The organism is Hyalangium versicolor (genome assembly GCF_020103695.1).
In the GTDB taxonomy this organism is placed as follows: domain Bacteria; phylum Myxococcota; class Myxococcia; order Myxococcales; family Myxococcaceae; genus Hyalangium; species Hyalangium versicolor.
On the sequence record NZ_JAHXBF010000019.1, the window covers coordinates 1 to 13,038 of the forward strand.

14 protein-coding genes are annotated in these 13,038 nt (G+C 67.0%); 12 read left to right on the top strand and 2 right to left on the bottom strand.

Going from position 1 to position 13,038, the window contains the following annotated elements:
- Positions 1–117 precede the first annotated feature (117 nt).
- Positions 118–1,068: a hypothetical protein gene (locus KY501_RS34145; protein ID WP_224367882.1), complete on the bottom strand. Its 951-nt coding sequence runs from the start codon at positions 1,066–1,068 to the stop codon at positions 118–120.
- Positions 1,069–1,391: 323 nt separating this feature from the next.
- Complete coding sequence (locus tag KY501_RS34150; protein ID WP_224367883.1) at positions 1,392–1,862, bottom strand: peroxiredoxin; 471 nt, start codon at positions 1,860–1,862, stop codon at positions 1,392–1,394.
- A gap of 215 nt (positions 1,863–2,077) precedes the next feature.
- Between KY501_RS34150 and KY501_RS34155 the strand changes: the two genes are divergently transcribed.
- The 12 genes from KY501_RS34155 to KY501_RS34210 all read left to right on the top strand — a co-directional run bounded on the left by KY501_RS34155 (position 2,078) and on the right by KY501_RS34210 (position 13,037).
- Entirely contained in the window at positions 2,078–2,599 is a 522-nt protein-coding gene (locus tag KY501_RS34155) for a DUF6855 family protein (protein WP_224367884.1), read from the top strand.
- Between the two features lie 141 nt (positions 2,600–2,740).
- On the top strand, positions 2,741–3,676 hold the full coding sequence (locus tag KY501_RS34160) for an aldo/keto reductase (RefSeq protein ID WP_224367885.1): 936 nt from the start codon (positions 2,741–2,743) through the stop codon (positions 3,674–3,676).
- 99 nt (positions 3,677–3,775) lie between these two features.
- Positions 3,776–4,321 (top strand): pyridoxamine 5'-phosphate oxidase family protein, encoded by a 546-nt coding sequence (locus tag KY501_RS34165; protein WP_224367886.1) that lies wholly within the window; start codon positions 3,776–3,778, stop codon positions 4,319–4,321.
- A 423-nt stretch (positions 4,322–4,744) separates the two neighbouring features.
- Positions 4,745–6,082, top strand: a complete 1,338-nt coding sequence (locus KY501_RS34170) for an inositol-3-phosphate synthase (protein WP_224367887.1) — start codon at positions 4,745–4,747, stop codon at positions 6,080–6,082.
- A complete protein-coding gene (locus tag KY501_RS34175) occupies positions 6,060–6,992 on the top strand; it encodes a phosphatase PAP2 family protein (RefSeq protein ID WP_224367888.1) in 933 nt (310 codons plus the stop codon). Before KY501_RS34170 ends, KY501_RS34175 begins: the two co-directional genes overlap by 23 nt.
- Positions 6,985–8,229, top strand: coding sequence for a GtrA family protein (locus tag KY501_RS34180; RefSeq protein ID WP_224367889.1), 1,245 nt, complete (start codon positions 6,985–6,987; stop codon positions 8,227–8,229). The genes KY501_RS34175 and KY501_RS34180 overlap by 8 nt, the downstream gene beginning before the upstream one ends.
- Complete coding sequence (locus tag KY501_RS34185) at positions 8,219–9,205, top strand: hypothetical protein (protein ID WP_224367890.1); 987 nt, start codon at positions 8,219–8,221, stop codon at positions 9,203–9,205. The genes KY501_RS34180 and KY501_RS34185 overlap by 11 nt, the downstream gene beginning before the upstream one ends.
- A 36-nt stretch (positions 9,206–9,241) precedes the next feature.
- Positions 9,242–9,862 (top strand): protein-tyrosine phosphatase family protein, encoded by a 621-nt coding sequence (locus KY501_RS34190; protein WP_224367891.1) that lies wholly within the window; start codon positions 9,242–9,244, stop codon positions 9,860–9,862.
- Between the two features lie 66 nt (positions 9,863–9,928).
- Positions 9,929–10,612 carry a sterol desaturase family protein gene (locus KY501_RS34195; protein WP_224367892.1) on the top strand — a complete coding sequence of 228 codons (684 nt, stop codon included), beginning with the start codon at positions 9,929–9,931 and terminating at the stop codon, positions 10,610–10,612.
- Between the two features lie 27 nt (positions 10,613–10,639).
- Positions 10,640–11,566 (top strand): pirin family protein, encoded by a 927-nt coding sequence (locus KY501_RS34200; protein WP_224367893.1) that lies wholly within the window; start codon positions 10,640–10,642, stop codon positions 11,564–11,566.
- 156 nt (positions 11,567–11,722) lie between these two features.
- Positions 11,723–12,379 carry a hydrolase gene (locus KY501_RS34205; RefSeq protein WP_224367894.1) on the top strand — a complete coding sequence of 219 codons (657 nt, stop codon included), beginning with the start codon at positions 11,723–11,725 and terminating at the stop codon, positions 12,377–12,379.
- 88 nt (positions 12,380–12,467) lie between these two features.
- Positions 12,468–13,037 (top strand): putative antibiotic biosynthesis monooxygenase, encoded by a 570-nt coding sequence (locus KY501_RS34210; RefSeq protein WP_224367895.1) that lies wholly within the window; start codon positions 12,468–12,470, stop codon positions 13,035–13,037.
- Position 13,038 lies beyond the last annotated feature (1 nt).

Here is a 13,038-nt window from a genome sequence, read left to right on the forward strand (position 1 = left end):
ATAGGCGTCGACGTCAGCCGCGAGCAGATGGCCGCCCTTCACCTTGAGCGCTCCAACTTCCATGGTGAGTGGAATTACACCCTCCGGCCAAACTGAAACTTTATTTCTGCGCGGCTCCTAACTCACACCCGGCTGGGAGTAGCCAATCTCGGCCGCATCCGCACCGGAATCACTGTCCCGGTACCCCACGACGGTGACAGCGTGGTTCTCGCGCCACTCCTTCTTGGAGAGGTTGAGGATGAGGGGGATCCCCGAGCGCACGTAGCACTTGAGCACAAGCTGGAAGAGCGCTGCATCTGCATGCGGGTCGAGCACCTCGGGTGCATACCCGACGTGCCGAATCGCCTCGAGTAGCTGCGATCTCTCCAGGCCCTTGCTGGCGGGAAACGCTCGGCCCAGGGTGAGCGTGCGCGTCGCGGCCAGCGTGACCGCGAGCGGGGTCACCGCGCGCCCCCCATCCGCACGCGTGACACGGGCCAGCGCGGACCAGAGCGCCGTGGTCGCGCAGGCACCGACTCCCTGGTCCTGCTGTTGGAACGGCACACCGCGCACCTTGAGCGTCATGCCCAACAGATGAACATCATGTTGCGTGCTGGCTGGCTCGAAGCACCGGTGCTTCTCTGGGTTCGAATAAGGCTGGAGCACGGTACGCCCGATCGGAGCGCCCGGCAGAGGCCGAATCACGACAAAGCCCAGATAGTCGCCCTCCAGCGTTTTGGCCGCATCGCTCGGCCCCACACTTGTAACGAGCTTGAGAAGTTCCTCCTTCGCCCGACTGCCCCAATCCTGCCGGAAGAAGTGCAACCGCACAGTGCGGGAGGAAGGCGCCTGGAGCACGGTGGCGTAATAGCCCGTGTACTCCTCCAGATAATGCCGGTCGATGTACGGCTCCTCGACCAGGAGCGTCCTCGCCGCAGCCTCAAGATTCTGGAGATAGGAGGCAAGGTACCTCGCCTGGGTTGCCGGCTCCGCACCCGCAGGCGCTCCACTGGCCCTCGCGACCTCGGCCAGGAAGGCGTCGGTACTGAAAGCAACCGACCGGATCGACAGCGCCAGGGTCCCCATCATCCCTCAGCGAAAGCGGATATGAGTCTCCGAGGTGCTCGACGACGTCGGCCTGGCCACGCGCTCTTCGAGAGCACGACGCAGACGGAGCCCTTCGGCAGCCAAGCGCTCCACGTCCTCGTCCGTCAGACGAGTCGGGCTCTCGGTCGAAGCCGGCGCCACAGGGCGCTTCTGCTCAGGGGTCTCAGCCATGGCTGGCAAGCCTTCTAGCATGATGATTCCTGAGCCTGTAGCAGGCCACCCTGACGTCCGCACACTTCCGTGCCGCCGACCTGCCCGGTCGAGTAGTGAGCAGATGAGCCATCAAGATGGCCGAGCTCCTGGCCTCAGGAAGCCTGCGCGCCCCGGAGCTTCTGGATGACCTGGAGCGCCTCGGTGACGTGCTTCGTCGCGTTGAGCTGCGAGTTGAACACGTGCTGGACGGTGCCGCTCTGGTCGATGACATACGTCACGCGCCCGGGCAGCAACCCCAACGTGGTGGGGACGCCATACTCTTTGCGGACCTTGCCGCCCTCGTCGCTCACCAGTGTGAACGGCAACCGGTGCCGGGCCGCGAACGCCTCGTGCGAGGCTGTCGACTGCGAGCTGATCCCCACGACTTCGGCCCCCGCCTCCTTGAAGGACTCGTACGAGTCCCGGAACGAGCACGCCTCCTTGGTGCAGCCCGGCGTGTCGTCCTTCGGGTAGAAGTAGAGGACCACGGCCGACTTCTGGAGCAACGCCTTCAGGTTGACGGAGGTGCCGTCCTGTTTCGGCAGTGTGAAGTCAGGAGCCTGATCGCCAGTCTTGATGCCCATGGAGGGAGCCTACCGGTGGAGAGGGTGTCCTTTGCTAGCGTCAAACCCTGGGTGATTCAACCCCTGATGGGCTGCCATCAGACGCGCGGCCTATCGGACAGCCCGCTCGCGCCCTGAGCCAGCACCGTGGAGCCCTGCGCGCCGTTCGCTTAATCTGCTGCCTTCCGCCCGGCGAGCGACACTCGCCTCGTCGGCAATTCACGTGGGGGGGGAACATGGCAGCCAGGAAGAAGCCCGCAGCGAAGAAGTCCGCAGCGAAGAAGTCCGCAGCGAAGAAGCCCGCAGCGAAGAAGCCCGCAGCGAAGAAGCAGGCCGCGGGCTCCAGCACCCCCGGGACGCGGGAACAACCCTGGAAGCTGAAGACTCCGCCTGGAACATCTGCATTCGAGGCGTTCCGAGACGACACGCTGGACCCACCCGCGCTCGTCGTGCGCGTGGGAAAGACCGAGCTGCGCTACCACCTCCGTTGCATCGAAGAGCTGCACGCCATGCTCACCTCCCATGGAGACTGGATTCCCCTGGGAGGCGCGGACGAACAGAAGCCCGCACCAGAAGGAAGCGTGGAGGCCTGGGGGCGATCTCCCAAGAATCCCGTGGGCGGCTGGTATGGCCTCAAGAAGGGCCTGCGCGGACGGTTCGGAGTGTACGTCCCCCCCGTGCTCGAGGCGCTCGGGCTCGCGGAGCTCGAGCACCAGCCCAAGAACAACCGGATGCGCGCACGCTCTCCGAACCGATGATCGAGTGAATGAACCAGCTCCCGCGGGACGCCGGCAGGCACTTCGTCCCAGGTGACACCGGGAACTGAGTCCAGTGTTATGAGAAACACCTGGCGCCCTGCCAGGGCAGAGTTCGTCGGTCGGAGGCGTTAGGCTGTGGCCATGGATGACAACCCCTCCCTGCAACGCACGGGCCCCTCGCGCCGGGAGCTCCTCGCCGCAGGGCTCGGCAGCGCGCTGCTCCTGGGCGCCGGCCCCGCTCCTGAGGAGAAACGCATGCTCACCCGCCCCATCCCTCGCACCGGAGAGCAGCTCCCCGCCATCGGACTCGGCACCTGGCAGACCTTCAACGTGGGCGCCACCCCCAAGGAGCGCGCCCCCCTGAAGGATGTGCTCAAGCGCTTCCTCGAGCGCGGCGGCCGCGTCATCGACTCCTCGCCCATGTATGACCGCGCCGAGCAGGTGGTGGGCGAGCTGCTCGGGGAGCTCGACCAGTCCCGCACGCCCTTCCTCGCCTCCAAGGTGTGGACCATGGGGCGCGCCGAGGGCGTGCAACAGATGACCTCCTCCGTGCAGCGCATGGGCCACGGGCGCATGGACCTCATGCAGGTGCACAACCTGGTGGACGCGAAGACCCACCTGGCCACGCTGCGCGAGTGGCAGCAGGCCGGCCGCATCCGCTACGTGGGCGTGACCCACTACCAGCCCTCCTCCTTCGAGCAGATGGAGAAGCTCGTCCGCCAGGAGGCGCTGGACTTCGTGCAGCTGCCCTACTCCATCGTCCAGCGCGACGCCGAGGCACGCCTGCTCCCGGCCTGCGCCGACCAGGGCGTGGCCGTGCTCGTCATGAGCCCCTTCGAGCAGGGCGGCCTCTTCGAGAAGGTCCGCGGCAAGCCCCTGCCCCCGTGGGCCGCCGAGTTCGACTGCACCAGCTGGGCCCAGTACTTCCTCAAGTTCATCCTCGGGCACCCCGCCGTCACCTGCCCCATCCCCGCCACCAGCAACCCCAAGCACCTCGACGACAACCTCAAGGCCGGCTTCGGCCGCCTGCCCGACGACAAGATGCGGGCGAAGATGCTCAAGCACCTCGGCCTCTGAGCCCCCGGCCGCCTGCCTCCCCTCCTAGCGAGGCTCCCCTGCTTCACGCCGGGTGTCCTCGTTCCCCACCGCTGCTTACCCTCAGCGCGGGAGGCATGAATGTCCAAGAAGAAGGCAGAGCACAAGGGCACGGAGCAGGGGCAACAGGACGCCATCACCCACTTGGGCGAGCTCATCCACGGCATCAAGGTGGCGATGATGAGCACCATCGATGCGGACGGCAGTCTGCGCAGCCGGCCCATGTGGACGCATGATCGCGACTTCGACGGCGAGCTGTGGTTCTTCACCCGCGAGCACTCGGCCAAGGTGGACGAGGTGGAGCACGATCACCACGTGAACCTCTCGTACGCGGACCCCTCCAAGGACCGCTACATCTCCGTGAGCGGCCGCTGCCGGCTGGTGCTCGACAAGGAGAAGGCCCGCGAGCTGTGGAACCCCACCCTCAAGGCCTGGTTCCCCAAGGGCCTGGATGATCCCGAGCTTGCCCTGCTGTGCGTCAAGGTGGAGAAGGCGGAGTACTGGGACATACCCAACAGCCGCATGGTGCAGCTCATCGGCTTCGCCAAGGCCGTCCTCACCGGAGAGCAGTACCGGCCTGGGGACAACGCCAAGGTGCAGGTGGACTCGGACGCCTCGCTGCACTGAGTCACGCCGCTCCCCGCATATATAAGGAGAGAAAGGCCACCCCTGGGGCATTCCCAGGCATGAGGAAAACCGGCCAGGCGACCGCCGAGGCGACTTCGCAGAGCTGAGCGTTTCCAGATATTTAGCTCACGCCCCCACCCGGCGCCTGTCTCGCGCCCGGTGGGTGCGTCTTTTTTTCGGACACTCTTTTACTCACCGAAGCGAACGGGCTGCCTTCAGTGCCACCCCGGCGCGCAAGCGGTGTTGCAGTGAAATCGTGGTAACGGAGCGGCGTTGAACTTCAAAACGCTTTAGAGTATCAACCATCCGCATCCGAGAGTTTCCCCTTCAAGGGGGACAGTGCCCGGCCGGAGCCTGCCGCGTAGAGCGGACTCGAGGTGTCTCAACGAGGGCGGGCCGCCCGTTCTCGAAGGAAGCCTACACATGACTACTAAGGGAAGGGCAGTGTCCAAGCCCGAGGGGAAGCTGGCGATCCTGCTGCCGGGTCTCGGCGCGGTTGCCACCACGCTGATCGCGGGTGTCGAGATGGTTCGCCAGGGCAAGGGCCTGCCAGTGGGTTCGCTCACGCAGATGGGCACCGCCCGCCTGGGCAAGCGCACCGACGGGCGCACCGTGAAGATCCAGGAGCTGGTTCCCCTGGCTCACATGAATGACGTCGTCTTCGGCGCCTGGGACATCATCAGCGAGAACGCGGCGCAGGTGGCCGCCCGCTCGGACGTGCTGAGCAAGGAGCACCAGGAGCTGGTCCGCCCCGCGCTGGAGAAGATCGTCCCGAAGAAGGGCGTGCACAACCCCGAGTTCGTGCGCCGCATCGCCGCCAACCACATCAAGGACACCAAGACGCACCGCGAGAGCATCGAGGCGCTGCGCCAGGACATCCGCGACTTCAAGAAGGAGCTGGGTGCCAAGCGCGCGGTGATGATCGTCACCGCCTCGGTGGAGACGTACACGGGCAACCCGCCGGCCACGCACTCGCTGGACGCGCTGGAGAAGGCGCTGGATGCCAACGACAAGTCCATCAACCCCACGCTGCTGTACGCGTACGCAGCCCTCAAGGAGGGCGTGCCTTTCGCCAACGCCACGCCGAACACCTCGGTGGACACCCCCGCGCTGCAGGAGCTGGCGCGCAAGGAGGGGCTGCCGGTAGCGGGGCGTGACCTCAAGAGCGGCCAGACGATGATGAAGACGGTCATCGCGCCGGCGCTCAAGGCGCGCATGCTGGGCCTGCAGGGTTGGTTCTCCACCAACATCCTGGGCAACCGCGACGGCGAGGTGCTGGACGATCCGCAGGCCTTCAAGGCCAAGGAAGTGACGAAGGCGGGCGTGCTGGACACCATCCTGCAGCCGGACCAGTACCCGCAGCTCTACGGCAACGTGAGCCACAAGGTGTCCATCCACTACTACCCGCCGCGCGGCGACGCGAAGGAGGGCTGGGACAACATCGATATCTTCGGCTGGCTGGGTTACCCCATGCAGCTGAAGATCAACTTCCTGTGCCGCGACTCCATCCTGGCCGCGCCGCTGGTGCTGGACATCGCCCTGTTCCTGGACCTGGCCAAGCGCCTGGAGTGGAAGGGCATCCAGGAGTGGCTGTCCTTCTACTTCAAGAGCCCCATGGCGCTGGAGGGTCTGCAGGTTGAGCACGATCTCTTCATCCAGACGACGAAGCTGAAGAACACGCTGCGCGCGATCGCTGGCGAAGAGCCCATCACCCACCTCGGACTCGACTACTACGGAGATGACCTCCCCCTCGCCCGATAAGACCGGGTCGAAGACGTTCCAGTGGCTCGTGACCGTGATGGGCGCGAGCCACCTCGTCTTCGTCGCCGCGATGGGGAAGCTGCGGTGGGAGCACGCCGCGGCGGACCTGTTGCTCGTGGGCCTGGCTTTCGCCGGCCCCGGGCCGCGGCGCTTTTTGCGGGGGGCCTTCCCCCTGTGGCTCACCGGTGTCCTGATGGACAACCAGTGGCTCTGGCTGCCGCTGCGCGGCCACATCCACACCGGCGAGCTGTGGGAGCTGGAGCGCCATCTCTTCCCCGCGCCGGACGGACAGACGTGGCCGTCCTACTTCGCCTCACGCACCCACGCGGTACTCGACTTCTTTTGCGGCTTCTCCTACGCGGCGTACATCTACGAAGTCTTCGGCCTGGTGCTGCTCTACTTCTTCCGCAAGCACCCGCGCTTCGAGTTCGTCTGTTGGTCCTTCATGTTGGTGAACACCCTGGGGCTGGTGACGTACATGCTCTATCCAGCGGCGCCTCCCTGGTACGTGATGAAGTACGGCCCCGGTCCCGCGGACCTCACGGCCTTGCCGAGCCCCGCAGGCACCGCGCGCTTCGACGCGCTGCTGGGCATCAGCTACTTCGCGAAGTTCTACGCCCGCAACCCCAACATCTTCGGCGCCATGCCCTCGCTGCACTGTGCCTACCCCGTCCTCGTCACCTGGCAGGTGTGGCGGCAGGGCCGGGCGTGGCGCGTAGGAGCGGGGGCCTTCGCGGCGCTGGTGGCATTTTCTGCCATCTATCTGCAACACCATTACATCCTGGACGTCATGGCGGGCGTGGCAGCAGCCCTGGTCGCCTGCACGGTCGTGGAGTACGCCCTCGGTCGGCGTGAATCTCCTGCCGTGGCGGCCGTCCCGCTCATGCCCGGAGGAGACAGCCGTGCTTGACACCCTGGCCGCATGGATCATGGGAGACCTTTCTCCCTCCGCCCGCATCTGGACGGCGCTCGCCCCAGCGCTGTTTGCGTGCGCCTACTTCATCCTGGGGCTGTTGTTGTTCCTCGTCCGCTGCGCCATCAAGGGCGTGCCCCAGGACGAGGAGACGCTGAAGCGAGGCAGCACCATCCTGGTGGGCATGTTCCTGCGCCACTACTTCTTCTGGGTCATCCAGCCCCTGTGGAAGGTGGTGTACCACTCGGGGTTGCCGGCCAACGCGCTGTCCATGCTGTCGGGCCTGCTGGGCGTGAGCTCCGGCGTGGCGGTGGCGGCCGGGCGCTTCACGCTGGGCGGCTGGCTCTTCCTGAGCGCCGGCATCCTGGATGTAATGGACGGGCGCGTGGCCCGCGTGCGCAAGCAGGCCAACCCGGCCGGCGCGGCGCTGGACTCGGTGCTCGACAGGTACGTGGACTCGGCCATGCTGATGGGCCTGGCCTGGTACTACCGGGACAACTGGGTGCTGCTGCCGGTGCTGGTGGCCTTCCTGGGCACCTCGCTGGTGCCGTACGTGCGCGCCCGCGGCGAGGGCCTGGGCATCAACATCCGCGGCGGCGCCATGCAGCGGCTGGAGCGGGTGCTCTTTTTGGGCGTAGGCGTGGCGCTCTCGCCCATCTTCGAGGCCATCTGGTTCCCCGAGCAGAAGCACCCCATGCACTGGCTGGCCGTGGTGGGCCTGGTCTTCGTGGCCATCATGAGCAACGTGACGGCCGCCTCGCGGTTCCGCGCGCTCGTCAACGCGCTGGCTCCGCCGCCGCCGCGCGTGCCGGGCAAGCGCTCGGGGTTCACGGTGTTCGGCCTCAACGCTCTGGCCGGTGCCATCGCCACGGCGGTGGACTTCATGGCAGTGCTGGCCATGGTGGAGTGGGGCGGCCTGTCGCCGGCGATTGCCACGGCGCTGGGGTGCGTGCTGGGCGGAGTGGTGAACTACTCCATCAACAGAATCGTGACGTTCCGGAGCCACAGTGCGGTGGCGCCACAGCTCGCCCGTTATACATTGGTCAGCGCCACCAGCGCGCTGCTCAACGCTGGGGGCGTCGCGCTACTGACGCTGCACCCGCAACTGGCGTACACGCTGGGTTGGTGGTTGGCTCGCGGGGCGGTGTACTTCGCGTGGAACCTCCCCCTCCAGCGGGACTACGTCTTCAATGACCCGCCGGAGGCGCTCATGGAGCGCCCTCATGCGGCATGACAGACTGTCACCCCTGACGTTGCTCGCCGCGCTCACCCTGCCCCTGCTGGCGGGGGCGGGCGCGGTGCTGGAACCGCTGCCCTCGTCGAACGACAACTACGGCGAGAGCTTCAGCTTCATGGTGGATCTCGAGGACGGCTCCTTCGTCTCCACGCAGTTCTCCGTGACGAACCTGGGACCGGGCTCGCGCAACGGCGTGTGCCGGGCCACCGTGCTGCGCCCGGGCCGCAAGCCGTGGACGCCGCAGGTGAAGGTGGACTCGGACGAGTGGGGCTATGACGCCGCCACCACCACACTGCGCATGGGCCCGTGCACCCTGCACGCGGGCAGCGGCACCTATATCTCCGTGCCGCTGGACAACGGCCTGCTGACCATCTCGTTCAGCGATCCGCCCTCGCCCACCGCTCCCTCGGGCTCCGAGATCATCGTCGGCAACTCGCGCTACCGCCACGAGGTGTTGCTGCCCTTCACCAAGGCGAAGGTGAGCCTGCGGCTGCCGGGCTCGGACGCGCTGCTGGAGCTGACCGGTGGCGGCTATGGAGACCACTCGCACTCCACGGTGGCCCCGGCGAAGCTGGCGCGCAGCTGGGTGCGCTTCCGCGCCGTGCGCGGCGACACCAACGTGCTGCTGCTGGCCCGCGAGGGCTTCGATGGCAGCTTCGGCCCCGCTTACCTGTGGAGCTCCGGCAGCGAGCCGCAGGTGCTGCAGCGCTTCGATCTGCGCCGGCTGGACGATGGCAGATCCAAGAAGATCGCCTCGTGGGAGGCGGAGCTGAGTGGCCCTGACGGCCCGCTCACGGTGCGCTCCACCTCGCTGATGCTGCGCAGCGCTCCGGTGCAGGACCTGGGTGTGCTGGGCAGCCTGGTGAAGCCGGTGGTCGGCTCGCCGGTGACGTACCTCATGCGGGCCGTGCTGGTGCGGCCGGGACAGCCGGACGTGCCGGGCGTGATGGAAGTCACGCAGGACGAGGGCTGAGGTGCGCCGCATGTCCACCGGCTCCCGAGGTGCACCGTGAACGTCTCGCTGCTGCGAGAGGTGCACCATGTCCCCGGCATGCGCGGCTGGGTGCGCAAGCAGGTGCTACGCTCGGTGGCGCGCGTGGTGGAGTGGACGACAAAGCTGCCGGGGCGCGGAATGAACGTCTCGCGGGTGAACGAGTGGCTGTGGGTGGGCGGCTCGGTGCCGCGCTCGCAGTACACGGCGCTGGCAGCCGAGGGCATCACCGCGGTCATCGACTTGCGCGCCGAGCGCTGTGACGACGCGGCGGCGCTGGCGGCCCTGGGCATCGAATTGCTGCACGTGCCGGTGCCGGACCGCTACCCGCCCTCGGTGGAGCAACTGATGAAGGGCGTGGAATGGGCGGTGCCTCGGCTGAAAGCGGGGGCCCGTCTCTACACGCACTGCGAGCACGGCGTGGGGCGCGGGCCGCTCATGGGGCTGGCCGTGATGGTGGCGCAGGGCGCGGAGGCGACAGCGGCGTACCGGGCGCTGCGGCAGGCGCGCTGGCAGGCGACTTTGAACGACAGGCAGCTCCGGGGGCTGGCAGACTTCGCCTCCGCGTGGGCGGCGAGGGCGGCGCGCGAGGGCACTGAAACCCAACGATTCACTCCTCCGGGAGCCACGGGCACCTGAGGAGACACTTCGAGTACAAAGGGCTACCAGCGGTTCGCCCTTTCCCTGCTAAAGAGGTCGTGCGCTATGAGCCGTCCCTACCTCAGACACCAAGCCGGCCGCATGTTCGAGAACAACTTTCTCGAGGCATGCTCGAAGGTCCACCCTTCGCTTCCGTTCATCTTCTACATCCCGCTCACGCTGGCGCTCTTCGTGTGGGCCCACTACACGGGGCGGACGACGGTGGGGATGAGCCTGCTCTTCGTGCCGCTGGGCGTGCTGACGTGGATCGGCATGGAGTACTGCATCCACCGCTACTTCTTCCACTGGGAGGGCAACGGCCCTTTCACCCGGCGGGTGCATGAGATTGCCCACGGCTACCACCACAAGTACCCGGACGATGCGACGCGGCTGGTGATGCCGCTGGGCGCGAGCATCCCGCTGGCCCTCATCATCGGCGGGCTGCTGTGGCTGGTGGGCCACCCGGTGCAGACGCTTCCGTACTTCTGCGGCATCGTCTGGGGCTACCTGTTCTACGACTTCACCCACTGGGCCACGCATCACCTCACGCCGCGCACGGCGTACGGTAAGGCGCTGCGCTCTCACCACATGGCGCACCACTTCGCCACGCCGGACCGCAACTTCGGCATCAGCAACATGTGGGTGGACATCCTCGTGGGCAGCGGGGGCCGCCGCTCCAAGCGTGCCGAGAAGGAGACGCCCAGCGGAGAGGGCGCTCGCTCGGACGTGAACTCGGGCGTGACGGAGTAACGGGCGGCGCGCCGCTCCTGGAACCGTATGAGCGTGGAAGACACGAGCGAGACGCGGTCCCACCCCGAGTTGGAGCACCTGCTCATCGCTCCCACGCGGGACCTCGGTGACCACTTCCTGGTGAAGCGAGCGCTGCCTTCCGCGCGGCGCAGGATGGTGGGCCCCTTCATCTTCCTGGATCAGATGGGGCCCGCGGACTTCGAGGCGGGCAAGGGCATCGACGTGCGGCCCCACCCGCACATCGGCCTGGCCACGGTGACCTATCTCTTCCAGGGAGAGGTGCTCCACCGGGACAGCCTGGGCACGGTGCAGGCCATCCGGCCCGGCGCGGTGAACTGGATGACGGCGGGGCGAGGCATCGCGCACTCCGAGCGCACGGCTCCGGAGGTGCGGGCCTCGAGCAACAAGCTCTTCGGCATCCAGGCCTGGGTGGCGCTGCCGAAGCAGTACGAGGAGACCGAGCCCTCCTTCGTCCACCACCCCTCCGACACGATGCCCTTCGTCGAGGGAGAGGGCGTGCGGATGCACCTCATCGCGGGCTCGCTTCATGGCAAGCGCTCGCCGGTGAAGACGCTGTCGGCACTGTTCTACGCGGACGTGGTGCTGGAAGCGGGTGCTCGCCTGCAGGTCCCCGCCGAGTACGAGGAGCGAGCGCTCTACCTCGTCGAGGGCACGGTGGAGCTGGACGGCATCGTGTTCAACCCGGGCGAGCTGCTCATCTTCCGCCCTGGGAGCGAGCTCGTCATCCAGGCCTCCTCTCCGGCGCGGATGATGCTGCTCGGCGGCGAGCCGATGGATGGGCCGCGCTACATCTTCTGGAACTTCGTCTCGAGCTCGAGGGATCGGCTGGAGGAGGCGAAGGCCGACTGGAAGGGCGGCCGCTTCACCCCGGTGCCTCAGGAGACGGAGTTCATTCCGCTGCCCGAGGACCCGCCGCCCGTCCGCTACCCGTAAGCCGCATTGTTGCTTGCTGCCAGGGGGCCCTGCGCTCATCCATCTGTTGGGTCGATGGATGAGATGAAGGGATTGTGGGTTCTCATCTCGCCATGGCTGAGCCACTCTGTTTTCAGAAGCGCAGCACACCGCTGCGCAACTCAACCGGAGCGAGCCATGACGACCCCTGCCAACGTCCCCACCCTGCTGAACCCCCAGAACTCCGTCCTCCTGCTGATCGACTTCCAGCCGCAGATGGCCTTCGGCGTGAAGTCGATTGACGGGCAGACGCTGGTGAACAACGCCACGGGCCTGGCCAAGGCCGCCAAGGTCTTCAACGTGCCGACCATCATCACCTCGGTGGCGGAGAAGAGCTTCAGCGGGCCGACGTTCAGCCAGCTCCGCGACGTGTTCCCCCAGAACACCATCATCGACCGGACGACGATGAACACCTGGGAGGACAAGCGGGTGGTCGACGAGGTGAAGAAGACGGGTCGCAAGAAGATCGTCATCGCCGGCCTGTGGACGGAGGTCTGCATCGTGATGCCGACGCTGGATGCGCTCCGCGAGGGGTTCGAGGTCTACGTCGTCGTGGATGCCTGCGGCGGGACGAGCCCGGTGGCCCATGACATGGCGGTCCAGCGGATGATCCAGGCGGGCGCGCAGCCCATCACCTGGCTCCAGTACCTGCTCGAGCTGCAGCGCGACTGGGCTCGCCAGGAGACCTACGACGCGACCACCGGCATCGTGAAGCAGCACGCGGGCACCTACGGCATCGGCATCCAGTACGCGAAGGCGGTGCTGGGCGAGGCGGCGAACGAGGGGAAGCGGTAGGCCCTCGCTGCCGCATCACCCCGGGTGCTGCTCGGAAGCCGAGCGCACCCGTTTGTGCACCACAGCCGCTGGGCGGCCGGAGAGAACCATGGATGCGACGAAGACCATCGATGCGGGCCAGCCCGTCAAGATCGTGCTGGAGCGGCGGGTCAAGCCCGGTGCGAAGGAACCCTTCGAGCAGTGGATCAAGGAAGTGATGGCAGTGGCGACCGGTTCCCTCGCCCTGCAGGGCTCGAGCGTGTTGACGGCGGGCGAGCACGACTACTTCATCCTCCTGCGCTTCGCGAGCCAGGCGGATCTCGATCGCTGGCACACGTCGCCCGAGGTGGTGGAGCTCCTCCGCAAGGGCGAGGCGCTCGCCACCGCTCCCGACCAACCCCTGGTCCGCAGCGGCCTGGAGACCTGGTTCACCATCCCCGGTCACCCAGCGCCTCGGGTGGCGCCGCCCAAGTGGAAGATGGCGCTCGTGACGTGGTGCGCGCTGTTGCCCCAGGTCATCCTCTTGGGCTTCATCGTCCCCAAGGGGCTGCCATTCCCACTGGGGGTGGCGCTCTCGACGGCCATCCCCGTGGCCATGTTGACCTGGGTCATCATGCCGAGGCTGACGAAGCTCCTCTACGGCTGGCTCTATGCCCCGGACCGGAGGCTGGCATCATGAC

Bases quoted from the DNA above. Each gene is read 5' to 3' on its own strand.
- KY501_RS34165 (WP_224367886.1), top strand. From the start codon at position 3,776: ATGTCCAAGAAGAAGGCAGAGCACAAGGGCACGGAGCAGGGGCAACAG.
- KY501_RS34145 (WP_224367882.1), bottom strand. From the start codon at position 1,068: ATGATGGGGACCCTGGCGCTGTCGATCCGGTCGGTTGCTTTCAGTACC.
- KY501_RS34175 (WP_224367888.1), top strand. From the start codon at position 6,060: ATGACCTCCCCCTCGCCCGATAAGACCGGGTCGAAGACGTTCCAGTGG.
- KY501_RS34150 (WP_224367883.1), bottom strand. From the start codon at position 1,862: ATGGGCATCAAGACTGGCGATCAGGCTCCTGACTTCACACTGCCGAAA.
- KY501_RS34195 (WP_224367892.1), top strand. From the start codon at position 9,929: ATGAGCCGTCCCTACCTCAGACACCAAGCCGGCCGCATGTTCGAGAAC.
- KY501_RS34185 (WP_224367890.1), top strand. From the start codon at position 8,219: ATGCGGCATGACAGACTGTCACCCCTGACGTTGCTCGCCGCGCTCACC.
- KY501_RS34160 (WP_224367885.1), top strand. From the start codon at position 2,741: ATGGATGACAACCCCTCCCTGCAACGCACGGGCCCCTCGCGCCGGGAG.
- KY501_RS34200 (WP_224367893.1), top strand. From the start codon at position 10,640: ATGAGCGTGGAAGACACGAGCGAGACGCGGTCCCACCCCGAGTTGGAG.
- KY501_RS34210 (WP_224367895.1), top strand. From the start codon at position 12,468: ATGGATGCGACGAAGACCATCGATGCGGGCCAGCCCGTCAAGATCGTG.
- KY501_RS34170 (WP_224367887.1), top strand. From the start codon at position 4,745: ATGACTACTAAGGGAAGGGCAGTGTCCAAGCCCGAGGGGAAGCTGGCG.
- KY501_RS34205 (WP_224367894.1), top strand. From the start codon at position 11,723: ATGACGACCCCTGCCAACGTCCCCACCCTGCTGAACCCCCAGAACTCC.
- KY501_RS34155 (WP_224367884.1), top strand. From the start codon at position 2,078: ATGGCAGCCAGGAAGAAGCCCGCAGCGAAGAAGTCCGCAGCGAAGAAG.